At 42.5% G+C, this 11,805-nt stretch carries 12 protein-coding genes; 8 read left to right on the top strand and 4 right to left on the bottom strand.

Annotated elements, in window-relative coordinates; genetic code table 11:
- Positions 1 to 42: 42 nt before the first annotated feature.
- The 3 genes from AC805_RS04270 to sufR all read right to left on the bottom strand — a co-directional run bounded on the left by AC805_RS04270 (position 43) and on the right by sufR (position 2,488).
- Positions 43 to 1,206 carry a hypothetical protein gene (locus AC805_RS04270; RefSeq protein WP_156341299.1) on the bottom strand — a complete coding sequence of 388 codons (1,164 nt, stop codon included), beginning with the start codon at positions 1,204 to 1,206 and terminating at the stop codon, positions 43 to 45.
- A 141-nt stretch (positions 1,207 to 1,347) separates the two neighbouring features.
- Complete coding sequence (locus tag AC805_RS04265; protein WP_009627512.1) at positions 1,348 to 1,584, bottom strand: NifU family protein; 237 nt, start codon at positions 1,582 to 1,584, stop codon at positions 1,348 to 1,350.
- A gap of 187 nt (positions 1,585 to 1,771) precedes the next feature.
- The gene (gene sufR, locus AC805_RS04260; RefSeq protein ID WP_197278627.1) at positions 1,772 to 2,488 is read right to left on the bottom strand and encodes an iron-sulfur cluster biosynthesis transcriptional regulator SufR; all 717 of its coding nucleotides are present in this window, start codon (positions 2,486 to 2,488) and stop codon (positions 1,772 to 1,774) included.
- A 282-nt stretch (positions 2,489 to 2,770) separates the two neighbouring features.
- Between sufR and sufB the strand changes: the two genes are divergently transcribed.
- Genes sufB through AC805_RS25120 form a run of 5 tightly spaced genes read left to right on the top strand, consistent with a single transcriptional unit; the run spans position 2,771 to position 5,635 of the window.
- On the top strand, positions 2,771 to 4,207 hold the full coding sequence (sufB, locus tag AC805_RS04255) for a Fe-S cluster assembly protein SufB (RefSeq protein ID WP_055074260.1): 1,437 nt from the start codon (positions 2,771 to 2,773) through the stop codon (positions 4,205 to 4,207).
- 43 nt (positions 4,208 to 4,250) lie between these two features.
- Positions 4,251 to 4,676 carry a DUF29 family protein gene (locus tag AC805_RS04250; RefSeq protein WP_055074259.1) on the top strand — a complete coding sequence of 142 codons (426 nt, stop codon included), beginning with the start codon at positions 4,251 to 4,253 and terminating at the stop codon, positions 4,674 to 4,676.
- A gap of 18 nt (positions 4,677 to 4,694) precedes the next feature.
- Complete coding sequence (locus tag AC805_RS04245; protein WP_082429394.1) at positions 4,695 to 5,150, top strand: DUF29 domain-containing protein; 456 nt, start codon at positions 4,695 to 4,697, stop codon at positions 5,148 to 5,150.
- A gap of 1 nt (position 5,151) precedes the next feature.
- On the top strand, positions 5,152 to 5,424 hold the full coding sequence (locus AC805_RS04240) for a type II toxin-antitoxin system HicB family antitoxin (protein WP_055074258.1): 273 nt from the start codon (positions 5,152 to 5,154) through the stop codon (positions 5,422 to 5,424).
- Entirely contained in the window at positions 5,402 to 5,635 is a 234-nt protein-coding gene (locus tag AC805_RS25120; RefSeq protein ID WP_082429393.1) for a hypothetical protein, read from the top strand. The genes AC805_RS04240 and AC805_RS25120 overlap by 23 nt, the downstream gene beginning before the upstream one ends.
- Positions 5,636 to 5,710: 75 nt before the next feature.
- Here the strand turns inward: AC805_RS25120 and AC805_RS04235 are convergent, their stop codons facing one another.
- Positions 5,711 to 6,319 carry a hypothetical protein gene (locus AC805_RS04235; protein WP_055074257.1) on the bottom strand — a complete coding sequence of 203 codons (609 nt, stop codon included), beginning with the start codon at positions 6,317 to 6,319 and terminating at the stop codon, positions 5,711 to 5,713.
- Between the two features lie 177 nt (positions 6,320 to 6,496).
- Here AC805_RS04235 and sufC point away from each other — a divergent pair, with 177 nt between their 5' ends.
- From sufC to AC805_RS04220, 3 genes are all read left to right on the top strand, one after another.
- Complete coding sequence (gene sufC / locus AC805_RS04230) at positions 6,497 to 7,279, top strand: Fe-S cluster assembly ATPase SufC (RefSeq protein WP_009627519.1); 783 nt, start codon at positions 6,497 to 6,499, stop codon at positions 7,277 to 7,279.
- On the top strand, positions 7,279 to 8,682 hold the full coding sequence (gene sufD, locus AC805_RS04225) for a Fe-S cluster assembly protein SufD (RefSeq protein WP_055074256.1): 1,404 nt from the start codon (positions 7,279 to 7,281) through the stop codon (positions 8,680 to 8,682). The genes sufC and sufD overlap by 1 nt, the downstream gene beginning before the upstream one ends.
- Positions 8,683 to 9,554: 872 nt before the next feature.
- Positions 9,555 to 11,702, top strand: coding sequence for a transglycosylase SLT domain-containing protein (locus tag AC805_RS04220; RefSeq protein WP_055074255.1), 2,148 nt, complete (start codon positions 9,555 to 9,557; stop codon positions 11,700 to 11,702).
- Positions 11,703 to 11,805 lie beyond the last annotated feature (103 nt).

Below are 11,805 nucleotides of genomic sequence, written 5' to 3'. Positions count from 1 at the left end.
TATAGTTGTTTTAAATAACTTGTAGACGGGCTTCGACTTCGCTCAGCCCTCGGTGTAAGCTAGCTGAGCGAAGTCGAAGCTGTAGTTTTTATTTGAATTATCTATAATTATTTTTCCCCGCTTATCTTTTAACCATTTCTGTGGGTCGGATGGCAAATAACTTACGGGATAAATTCTGCGACTCGACCAATCGCCAAAGTAATAGAAGCCTAGTAAATTACTAGTACTTTTGCGAGCGTAAATATAGGATTGAGGATCGCCAAAATCGGGCTTGAAATCTACAACGATCATACAATCGAGAATTGATTTTTCAGTACAGCTATTATTGATATCGCTAACATTTCTAACATCTTGAATAGTTCCATCTTCGATGCTAGTAATTTCATAGGGTTGTAATAATGGATTCTCTTCATAGGCTTGAGCCTTGGGATTTGCCAACCATAAATAAGGTATACGCGGATCATGATGGGTTTGCGATCGCTCGGCAGCAAAGTTAAAGGACAACCATCGCCTTAGTACTGGATGATCGGTGGGAATTAATTCTCCATTTCGATATCGCCATTGCTGTCCGATGATTCCCGTGGTTTCTCCAGTCCACGCCCATTGAGTCGTCCAAACTTCAAAGCGATCGCCATCAGGAACAAAAGTTCCTAGCCTATTGTAATCATTAGTTACAAAATGCATCAGTAATTGAAATGGCGCGATGGATGGATCTTGGAAAATATAGATATTCCAATAGGCGACTCCTAAAGTATTGCTACCAAGCAATCTAGCAATAATTAATTCCTGTTTCCCATCTCCATCCAAGTCAATTTCAAACGCATCAAAAAAATCACCTCGACAATATGCTCGATTACATATGCCTGAATTCCATCTACCAATTTCTTTGCTATTCTCCTCAAGAATTAATATTTCATTTTCTCGATCTCGACTATCAGTGCATCTTCGCAGTTTCAGTTTTTGGCTAGGAGATACTGCTTTTGCTTCAGAGCATTTTTCTACAGCATCTGTCTGCGCTGATGGGGAAATAGCTGCTGATGGGGTTGCTACAATTTGCTGATTTGGGACATTCGTAGTTCTGATATTTGAAGTTTTGATACTGTCAGTTAGTTGAGAATGAGATGCCGAAATGCATCCACTTAAAGCGATCGCGAAACTCGACAAACCCAGCAAAACCAATGCAAACTTTATCTTTCTACGCTTCACAATCCAAATCCACCTTAACCCGAAATACTCAATAAATTTAAGGCAAAGATGACAGCGCTCTATGCTACATTTCTCTACCAATTCAAGAGTTTGTGATGCTAAAAGGACGGGCGGCGCTTTGCGCCACCCATACTTACCTATTTAGAAAACCTGCTCAATTTCGCTGATTTCAGGAATTTCTTCCTTTAACTTCCGCTCAATACCCATTCTGAGAGTCATTGCCGAACTAGGGCAAGAGCCACAAGCACCTTGTAAACGCAATCTCACGATAGGACCTTCAATGTCTACTAGTTCCACATTGCCACCATCGGACATTAGATAAGGACGCAACTCATCTAAAACATTTTCCACATTCTCTCTCGTTAGAGTCTGACTCATATTTTTTCCTATTTTTTTAATATTGATTTCAAGATTAATAAGCACATCAGCATATTTAAAGCATAAAAACAGGCTCTGTGCAGCCCGCGCAACGGGCGGCACGGGGCTTTAGGCTTTTAGTCTATTTATACTCAGCTACTTAATTATGCTAGCAGAATTATTGAGGGCTAGAGCTTAGCGATCGCCCTCAATGAATGGAATTTTGGATTAAGTATCCACAACGATGCTCGCCGTTAACCATCCAGTGAGTTCGTTCCACAGGACAACCCAGAACGGTCGCAAACATTTCCAGCTCATGCCCACATACGTTCGGGAATGACTCGGCAACATGGGCGATCGCACAGTTATACTCCGTAAAAATAAAGTTCTGATTTTCCAGATCATTTCCCTCAATAGGAAACCATTCCGTCACATAACCTTCAGATCGTCGAATTTCCGCTAATTTCTCCAACCTTTGCCTGAGGGAACCACCTCCGAGTTGCGATTGATAATGCTGAGCTTTACGTTGCCACTGTTTGTGTAACACCTCCGATACCTGCTCCTTGCCAAGGGTATCGATGAGTGTATCTAAGAAATTTACGGCAAATTGGTTATAGCTATCGGGAAAGCGATCGCGCCCTGCGGCAGTCAAGGCATAAATAAACTGAGGACGACCCATACCTAACTGCTCGGCGGTGTGATAGATCGCCCCCTCAGCTTCCAAATCTTTTAAATGCTTGCGAATAGCCTGCGGACTAATATCTAGCTTCTCAGCAAGCTCTTGGGCGGTTGCCTCACCACGCTTTAGCAAATGCTGCAAAATATCATGCTTAGTATCATGCTTGGGATCATGTTTAGCATCACCTTTACTGTCTGTTTTTAAGTCTAGCCCAACCATTTCAACAAGACCAAGGGGAGTTTGCATAAAATAAGCTCCTAATCATATTGTCGATTTGCCATGCTTTGCAATTCAGATCGCAATCGCAATATTTATAAAAAAATTGACTTTGACAACCTATGTGTTGTTAATGTAACCTACAATTAGTAAAGAAACAAGTAAGTTGTTTTAGTAGCATTATAGCTAAATAAATAGCTACATAATAGCTAATAACTTTTTGCAATGTCGATTTGAGACATTGCAAGCCCTTTTCGAGCCTTAAATCGAGTCTTAATTCGAGCCTTAAATTTATCAGGAGCCTCCACTGACATGACTGCAACGGTTCAAGCACTTGTCAACCAACCATACAAATACGGATTTGTTACGTCCATTGAGTCGGACACGATTCCTCGCGGGCTTAGTGAAGATGTCGTCCGCATGATTTCGGCTAAGAAAAATGAGCCAGAATATATGCTGGAATTTCGCCTCAAAGCGTATCGCCAATGGTTAAAGATGCAAGAACCGACTTGGGCGCATGTAGACTATCCCGCGATCGATTATCAAGATATCGTGTACTATTCCGCCCCCAAGCAGTCCAAGAAAAAGGCAAGCCTCGATGAAGTCGATCCCGAATTGCTCGATACCTTTGAGAAATTAGGGATTTCCCTATCTGAGCAAAAACGTCTCGCCAATGTTGCCGTTGATGCAATCTTTGACAGTGTTTCCGTCGCGACTACCTTTAAGAAAGATTTAGCCAAGGTCGGCGTAATTTTTTGCTCGATCTCCGAAGCGATGCATGAATACCCCGAACTCATCAAAAAATACCTAGGAAGCGTTGTCCCGATCGCTGACAACTATTTCTCCGCCCTAAATGCCGCCGTATTTAGTGACGGTTCCTTTGTCTATATTCCCAAAGGCGTGAAATGCCCTATGGACTTATCTACCTATTTCCGCATTAACAATGGCGATTCGGGACAGTTTGAGCGTACCTTGATTGTTGCCGAAGAAGGTAGCTATGTGAGCTATCTCGAAGGTTGCACTGCACCGATGTTTGATACGAATCAATTGCACGCCGCCGTTGTGGAAATAGTTGCCCTCGATGATGCTGAAGTCAAATATTCCACCGTGCAGAACTGGTACGCTGGCGATAAAAATGGCAAAGGCGGTATTTATAACTTCGTAACCAAGCGCGGCTTATGCCAAGGCAAGAACTCTAAAATTTCTTGGACGCAAGTGGAAACTGGTTCGGCAATTACTTGGAAATATCCCAGTTGTGTATTAGTCGGTGAAAATTCCGTCGGCGAATTTTTCTCGGTAGCGCTGACCAATAACAAGCAACAAGCCGATACAGGCTCAAAAATGGTACATATCGGCAAAAACACCCGCAGTAAAATCGTTTCTAAAGGTATTTCCGCAGGTGGCTCCCAAAATAGCTATCGTGGCTTAGTCAAGATTTCACCAAAAGCAGAAGGCGCGAGAAATTATTCTCAATGTGATTCAATGCTGATCGGTGACTGCTCACTGGCAAATACTTTCCCCTATATCCAAGTCCAAAACAATACCGCCAGAGTCGAGCATGAAGCCTCCACTTCTAAGATTGGCGAAGAACAACTCTTCTATTTCCAACAACGCGGTATTGCCGTGGAAGATGCCGTCTCGATGATTATTAGCGGCTTCTGTAAGGAAGTGTTTAATGCTTTACCGATGGAGTTTGCAGTTGAGGCAGATAAGCTTTTGGCTCTGAAGTTAGAGAATAGTGTTGGCTAAAATAAAGTAGACACTTCGTGTCTACTTTATTTTTGGGAGAATTATGGAAGAACTCATAGAACTGCGATCGCTAATTCAGAGAGGAGATACCCAATCTGCTCTAATGCTGATTGATGAGTTAGAAGAGATGAGCAAAGACGACAAGATTAATAAAATCGAAAGTTATGCTGTGATTCTCTTGCTACATCTAATCAAGCAGTCTGCCGAAAAGCGTTCTACAAGTTCTTGGGATGTGTCAATCCGTAATGCTATTTTCTTAATTCAACGTACTAACAAACGGCGTAAGGCTAGTGGCAATTATTTAAGCGATCGCGAACTTCAAGAAATTCTCGAAGAGGCATACGATCGCGCTTTAGACAATGCCAGACTAGAGGCTTTTGGTGGTGCTTATGATGTGATCGCCCTTGGTAAAATGGTGAGTCAATCAGAAATCTTGAAGCGTGCCATACAATTATTAACAACGGTTTGAAACTAAGGAGGTGTGGAAATGCTAGCAAATCCGAAAACAAATCCTACGACAGACTGGAAGATGATGGCAATTAACTCTCATTTCCAAACTGCTGAGGCTGCTCAAACTTTGCTCCAGCAAGGACAAACAGAAGAAGCAAAAGCCGCACTGAATGCACTAGTTGAGGCAATGTCAAGATCAGAAAGTCAAGCTCTTAAAAGTCAATTAATTCGCTTAATGATGCATATTATTAAGTGGAAAACCCAGCCAAATAAGCGTAGTCGTAGTTGGATTGTTTCGATTCTTGATGCGCGTGATGCGATCGAGGAAAGCCAAGAAGAGATGCCTAGCCTCAATCGTGAGTTTATCGAATCACTTTGGGATCAGGCTTTTATCAAAGCAAAGCGCAAAGCCGAAGCTGAGATGAATTGTAAATCTGATATTCTAGGTTTAACTTGGGCAGAGGTCTTTGAAGATGAATATGTAGGTAGTTAATATGGCTGTTAAATTTATTCTTAGTGACTATGTAGAGCAAGCTCTCAGACAAGCAACCTACGACAAGCTGGAGGATAACTCTTTTGTTGGACGTATTCCAAACTGTCATGGTGTAATTGCTTTTGGCGAAACTTTACGGGAATGCGAATACGAAGTGCAATCTGTATTTGAAGACTGGTTGTTTTTAGGTTTAAAGCTAGGTCATCATTTACCGATCATTAGTGGAATCGATCTAAATCAGGAGCTAAAAAGTGAGCCGATTAGCACCATGTAAGCGTAAAGAATTTATCAGAAAGCTACAAAAACTTGAATTTGAAGGTGTATTTTCTGGCACAAGACATCAATTTATGATTTATAAACAATGTCGGCTCACAATCCCATCAAATTTAGAATATTCCGTTCCACAGCTAAAAATGATGATAAAAGAAATTGAAAATATTTTAGGTAGAGAAATCACGATTGATGAGTGGAATGCATTGAATTAGTAAACCATTATCTTTAAGCATTTGGAGGATACGTTAGTGTAACGTATCCTCCAAATGCTTAAGTCTTTCTAGCTATTAGATTAGATCTGGTTTGCACATCCATGCCAAAGCATTGAGCAACCAATTCACAGGAGGAACTACATATTCTTCTAAATCTATGGTTAAATTTTGTTCCTTCAATTGTAAAAATAGCCAACGATTGCCACTAGTCACACAACCATAAATGATATCGATCGCATTCTTGCGACTCAAGTTAAACCTTTGTGCAGCGACCATTTCCGCAATACATTGACCTAAACCAGATTTCAAGTCATCCTTTTTCGCTTCCACGATCGCAACTACAGGGGCTTCCACAAAAAGCTGCTCGGTTGAACGGCTAACCAAGAAATCACAAACCCCATTTAAACCAATACTTTCATCCACATTAAACTCTTCCCCTGAAAAAAAGCTAATTTGCCGATCGAGCTGTTTTCTTACTTCAAATAGAATGGGCGAAATAATTAATTCTGATCGCGCTTTTTCTGATCCCATAGCGATCGCTAGCGGAATACTTTCTTGTAAAAATTCAGTCAGGCTGGCGCTAGGAGTAATTACATCTAAATCAGGTAAAAATCTTACCCCTTCGATAAAATTGAGATTTAGTTCTTCCTTCGCTTTGCGTAACGTAAAAGCATTGTAAGACATGGTTTCTCACTCTTATTCTGCCAATATTTATCTACTACATAAGTATACCGCTTTTGATTTTGCCGTAGACAAAATCAAAAGCGCAAACCCTTACTCTGATTGTTTTTTGTTTTACAAATGAGTACACAGTCATGCAAAACGCTATACAATATTAAATAACTGTTAAGAGAAACATAGATGATTGTCGAAAATAGTGAAGTAATTTTATCGGTCAAGGATTTGACTGCGGAAGTGGATGGAGTCCAGATTCTTAAAGGGCTAAATCTCGAGATTAAGGCTGGTGAAGTCCATGCGATTATGGGCCCCAACGGATCGGGCAAAAGCACCTTCTCTAAAGTATTAGCGGGACATCCTGCCTATACCGTCACTGGCGGCGAGATTTGGTATAAGGGTAAGAATCTTTTAGATTTAGAACCTGAAATTAGATCTAGAGAAGGGATATTTTTAGCCTTTCAATATCCACTGGAAATTCCAGGGGTAACTAATTCAGATTTCTTGCGCTTGTCCTATAACAATTTGAGAAAGCATAAGGGGTTAGAAGAACTTGATATTATTGATTTCGATGACTTCATTCAAGAAAAGTTGGAAATTGTGGAAATGAATCCATCATTCTTGAGCCGTAGTGTAAATGAAGGATTTTCGGGCGGAGAGAAGAAGCGTAATGAAATTTTGCAAATGGCAATTCTCGATCCTACTTTAGCAATTCTTGATGAGACGGATTCAGGTCTAGATATTGATGCTTTGCGGATTGTGGCAGGTGGTGTGAATAAACTCTCAACGCCACATAATTCTTCCCTCGTGATTACTCACTATCAACGCTTGCTCAATTACATTATTCCCGACTTCATTCATGTGATGGAAAATGGCAAGATCATACTCACGGGTGGTAAGGATTTGGCGCTAGAACTAGAAGAGAAGGGCTATGACTGGCTCAAGGAAGAAGAGGCGGTGTTGGCATAATGGCTATTCAAGTTTCTGAACAATTGGAAGATCAAGCGGAATTTAAGGGTGCGTTAAGTACGCGCAGTAAACTGGCTGTAAATAGCGAACAATTTGTTGCTCAAGTTGTAGGTTTGCGCTCTGATAATGCAAGTCCTGATCGGGATACTAACGATTTTGTTAGCAATCTGCGTCAGTTGGCTAGCGATCGCCTAGCAACCCTATCTTTCCCCACCACTAAAGACGAAGAATGGAAATATACCGATGTTTCCGCTTTGGGGACTTTGACTTTTGCCAATCAACCAGCGATCGCTTCCCGCACGGCTAACCTTGAAGCGCTGATTGCGAATAATATTGCGCCAGAATCTTTAGGCAACTGTCTAGTATTTGTGAATGGAAAATATCGCAAGGACTTGTCCGATACTAGCGCTGCAACTGAAGGCTTAGTTATTGGGACATTAGCCAACCTTGGCGATCGCCTGTTGCCAAAATTGCGATCGCACCTCGCCCAGCATCCCGATGCGAATGATTATTTTGCGAGTCTCAATACGGCTTGCATGGAAGATGTGGCGATTATTCTCGCGCCTAAAAACTTGGTGGTCGAGAATCCTGTGCAATTGCTCTTTATCTCTGCTCCCCAAGCAGGTGAGGCAACTTTAATCACCCAGCCTCGTTGTTTGGTGATTGCCGAAACCCATAGCCAATTGACCTTTGTACAAACCTTTGTCGGCGAAAATAATCACATTTATTTCACCAATGCGGTGACGGAAGTTTGGCTAGCGGAAGGGGCTCAGGTCAATCACACTAAGGTGCAACAGCAGGGTAACGAAGCGTTTCATATTAATACCACAGCGATCGCCCAAGCAAGAAATAGTGTCTACAAGAATCAAGCGATTAGCTTTGGGGCAAAGATTTCTCGTCAAAATTTGATTGTGCATCAAATGGCGGAACAAACGGAAACTTCGCTCACAGGTTTAGCTTTTATTGACAATGACCAATTAGCCGATACCCATTCTTGCATTGCCCACAACTATCCCCACGGCTCTAGCAAGCAATTGCATAAATGCATTGCCGATGGTCGCTCCCATGCGATTTTTAATGGCAAAATCCAAGTCGCGAAGTTAGCCCAACAAACTGATTCGGCACAGCTAAGCCGCAATTTGTTGCTATCGGGCAAGGCGCGAGTGGATACCAAACCTCAATTAGAAATTTTTGCGGATAATGTCAAATGCGCTCACGGGGCAACGGTTAGCCAATTGGATGCCGAAGAAATCTTCTATCTCCAAAGTCGGGCGATCGATGCCGAGAGTGCGGCGAATTTACTTACCTATGCCTTTGCGACGGAAGCTATTGCTCAAATTCCGATCTTATCAGTACAGCGATCGCTAAGTAGCTTTGTACTTGCAAAGACAAAGGATAGTTAAGTATAGCGATAGCCAATTATGTTAGGACAAACCCAAAATAGAGTTGCGGCTCTTTGCGCCGCAACTCTATTTTGGGTTTTATGTCTTAACTACAAATGGCTATATAGCAGTCCTAAATCATTTGTAGATTTTTGGGTTTGTGGAAGCACCCCCCAAAAGGGGGGTGTTTCCACAAATCATTTAGGATTACTATAACTTTGCCTCGATCGCTACCTGTAGCGAAATTAGCTGGGCAGCATTGCTATCGCCTTGCAGTAACCAAGAAGAGAAGGTTTGCTGAGCATAGTTGAAGCGATAGCAGCCATACAGTACAGTTGTTGATTTTTATATTTACAGCAATTATCGATCAAACAAACCAAGAAAATTTTTGAAAGTGTTGCAAAGCAACACTTTCAAAAATTTTCTTGGTTTGGGTTTGAATGTAAACCGCTATAATTGTCTCTATGGCAATGATTGATTGAGTTAGTACAAATCAAATCAAAAAAGAGGAGTGGTCGTGGGAAGCGCTGCTACTCCTCTTTTTGAGTTTATGGCTAGAGCAAAACTTACATTGCTATGCTAAATAATATTAGTTAAGAATCATCATCTAAAAACAAAAATGATAGCCTGTAAAGTCCATTAGACAGTTAGTATGGGTCTTTCAGTATTAGCTTTATCAAACTAACGTATCTAATAATTCTTTGTTTTATTTCATTACTTTCACCTGTTCACACAAGAACCAGAAAAATAACTAGTAAATTTTTTAGAAAGTTATACATTCCCAGATTACCTCGTAATTCCCCATAATTCTTTTTTGCAAAGGTTTGTTTTATCATATCTATAAAAAATGCTAGGATGCTGACCATTAAGAATGTATCGGGATGAGAAAATTAATGCGTTGGTCAATTGTGCTTATGCTCAGTGCTACATTAGCAGGAGCTAGCGCCCCACTAATCTCAGCAACTTCTGAGGATAATCTCAGTCTGAATTCCAGCCTTGCTAGTAACGCCAATTCCTTCGACCCTCTGATCTACTCTCCGATCGATCTCAGGATTGCTAAACTCGAAACTCAAGCCAAAACGCCAAGCTCCAGTAATGATGCTGAGTCCATGCGAGCCCGTTTGGTACTTGCTGATATCTATCTCAATAATCGCAAAGCGCGTGAAGCGATCGCCACTCTCGATCGACTGGAAGAAAATTATCCCCTCCTCGCCGATTACATTCTGCTGAAACGCGCACAGGCCCAAACCCAACTCCGCGATCTGCAAGCAGCCAAAACTACTTGGGAAAGCCTCTTAGCCAAGTTCCCCGATAGTCCTGCTACGGCTGAAGCTCTATTTGCACTGGGGCAAAACCAACAGCTTTTACAAAAATTTCCCGCCCATGCGCGATCGCAAGAAGTTGCGCTGCGTCTATTAGCGCAGGATCCCAATCGAGTCGATCTCATGGCGCACTTAGCCACCTACTTTAGCGATTACAAAGAAATCGTACCCATCCTCAATCGTCTGGTCGCAAGTTCTCCTGCGCTTACCACCGATCAGTGGTGGGCAGTTGCTGATGCTTACTATTCCAATTTTGAATTTGGCAGAGCCGCTAATGCCTATAGTCGGGCTACACCTAACCCCATCACAGCCTATAACTACGCCCGTAGCCTCCATCGGGGCAAACAATTTGATGCGGCGATCGCTGCCTATAATCATGTCGTGCAGCAGTTTCCACAAAGCCCCCAAGCACCCCGTGCCCTAATTCGGATTACGCAGATAGATTCGCCAGAAGGAGCCCTTGCCGCCACCGATCGCATTGTTGCCAGCTATCCCGATACCGCAGGCGAAGCGTTAGCTCTCAAAGCCAACATTTTGCAGGATAAATTTGATAGCCCTAAAGCGGCTAGTAGCGCAAGGAATCTATTGTTAGAAAAATATGGTAATAGTGAGGCAGCCGCAGATCTACGTTGGCGGATTGCTAAAGGTCAAGCTCAGGGAGGACAAACCCCTAAGGCGATCGCCTCAGTTGAAGCATTAATTGCCAATGCTCCTGATAGTAAATCCGCCGCCGAAGCAAGTTTTTGGGCAGGGAAATGGTCAAGCCAAACTGGGGATAAGGCGAAAGCCAAAAGGTTTTTTGAGTTTACAATTCGACAACACCCTGATTCCTATTACGCATGGCGTGCCGCGAGTTCCCTAGGTTGGCAAGTAGGAACTTTTACTACGGCTCGTTACACTACGCCAAAGATCGCCTTGCCCAGTGCCCGCCAGAGTTTGCCCGTGGGCTCGGCAAAGCTGCAAGAACTGTATATTCTCGGTTTGGATCGCGATGCTAGATCTCAATGGCGATCGGAAATTGCTGGTAAGCGGAACCTCGAACCCAAGGAAATCTTTAACGATGGTGTATTGCGCGTAGCAAATCAAGACAATCTCATCGGCATTAAAACCCTTGAAAGTTTAGATTGGATTGATGTATCTCAGTCACAAAAGGCAGACATTGCCCAGCTTAAGCAGCATCCTGCCTATATGAAATCCCTTTACCCCTTCCATTATTGGGATTTGATTTCTAATTGGGCAAACGATCGCAAGCTTTCTCCAGCTCTTGTCATCGGGTTAGTGCGTCAAGAGTCACGCTTTGAAGCGCAAATTCGTTCTCGCTCAGGGGCGATCGGACTAATGCAAATTATGCCCGACACTGGCTCATGGATCGCCAGCAAAAAGGGGATCAACAACTACAACCTCGATAATCCCGAAGATAATATCAGTTTTGGAACTTGGTACTTAGACTATACCCATAGTCGTTATGGCGATAATTCGATGCTTGCTGTAGCCAGTTATAATGCAGGACCTGGAGCAGTAGGACGATGGGTAGAGTCCAGGGGAATTGGCGATCCCGATGATTTTGTAAACAGCATTCCCTACGACGAAACCAGAGATTATGTATCTAAGGTTTTAGGTAACTATTGGAATTACCTGCGTTTATACTCGCCATCGGTGCAACAGCAGATATCCGCCTTGCAGCAGGCAAATAATCTTAATGCTTCTAGCAAATTCTAAATCAATTCTTCGGGGTTATAGCAAGTTAAGAAATGGCTACGCCATTTCTTAACTTGCTATTATTTAGCCTTAATTAAGTAGCTACAGTCACTTGACTTAGGAC

The sequence above is a fragment of the Pseudanabaena sp. 'Roaring Creek' genome, from assembly GCF_001402795.1.
GTDB lineage: Bacteria > Cyanobacteriota > Cyanobacteriia > Pseudanabaenales > Pseudanabaenaceae > Pseudanabaena.
The sequence above is the reverse complement of the archived record's forward strand: the minus strand, read 5'-3'. Positions and strand labels throughout refer to the sequence as shown.

Coding starts and splice junctions, on each gene's coding strand:
- AC805_RS04265 (WP_009627512.1), bottom strand. CDS start 1,584: ATGAGTCAGACTCTAACGAGAGAGAATGTGGAAAATGTTTTAGATGAG.
- sufR (WP_197278627.1), bottom strand. CDS start 2,488: ATGCAAACTCCCCTTGGTCTTGTTGAAATGGTTGGGCTAGACTTAAAA.
- sufB (WP_055074260.1), top strand. CDS start 2,771: ATGACTGCAACGGTTCAAGCACTTGTCAACCAACCATACAAATACGGA.
- AC805_RS04250 (WP_055074259.1), top strand. CDS start 4,251: ATGGAAGAACTCATAGAACTGCGATCGCTAATTCAGAGAGGAGATACC.
- AC805_RS04245 (WP_082429394.1), top strand. CDS start 4,695: ATGCTAGCAAATCCGAAAACAAATCCTACGACAGACTGGAAGATGATG.
- AC805_RS04240 (WP_055074258.1), top strand. CDS start 5,152: ATGGCTGTTAAATTTATTCTTAGTGACTATGTAGAGCAAGCTCTCAGA.
- AC805_RS04235 (WP_055074257.1), bottom strand. CDS start 6,319: ATGTCTTACAATGCTTTTACGTTACGCAAAGCGAAGGAAGAACTAAAT.
- sufC (WP_009627519.1), top strand. CDS start 6,497: ATGATTGTCGAAAATAGTGAAGTAATTTTATCGGTCAAGGATTTGACT.
- sufD (WP_055074256.1), top strand. CDS start 7,279: ATGGCTATTCAAGTTTCTGAACAATTGGAAGATCAAGCGGAATTTAAG.
- AC805_RS04220 (WP_055074255.1), top strand. CDS start 9,555: ATGCGTTGGTCAATTGTGCTTATGCTCAGTGCTACATTAGCAGGAGCT.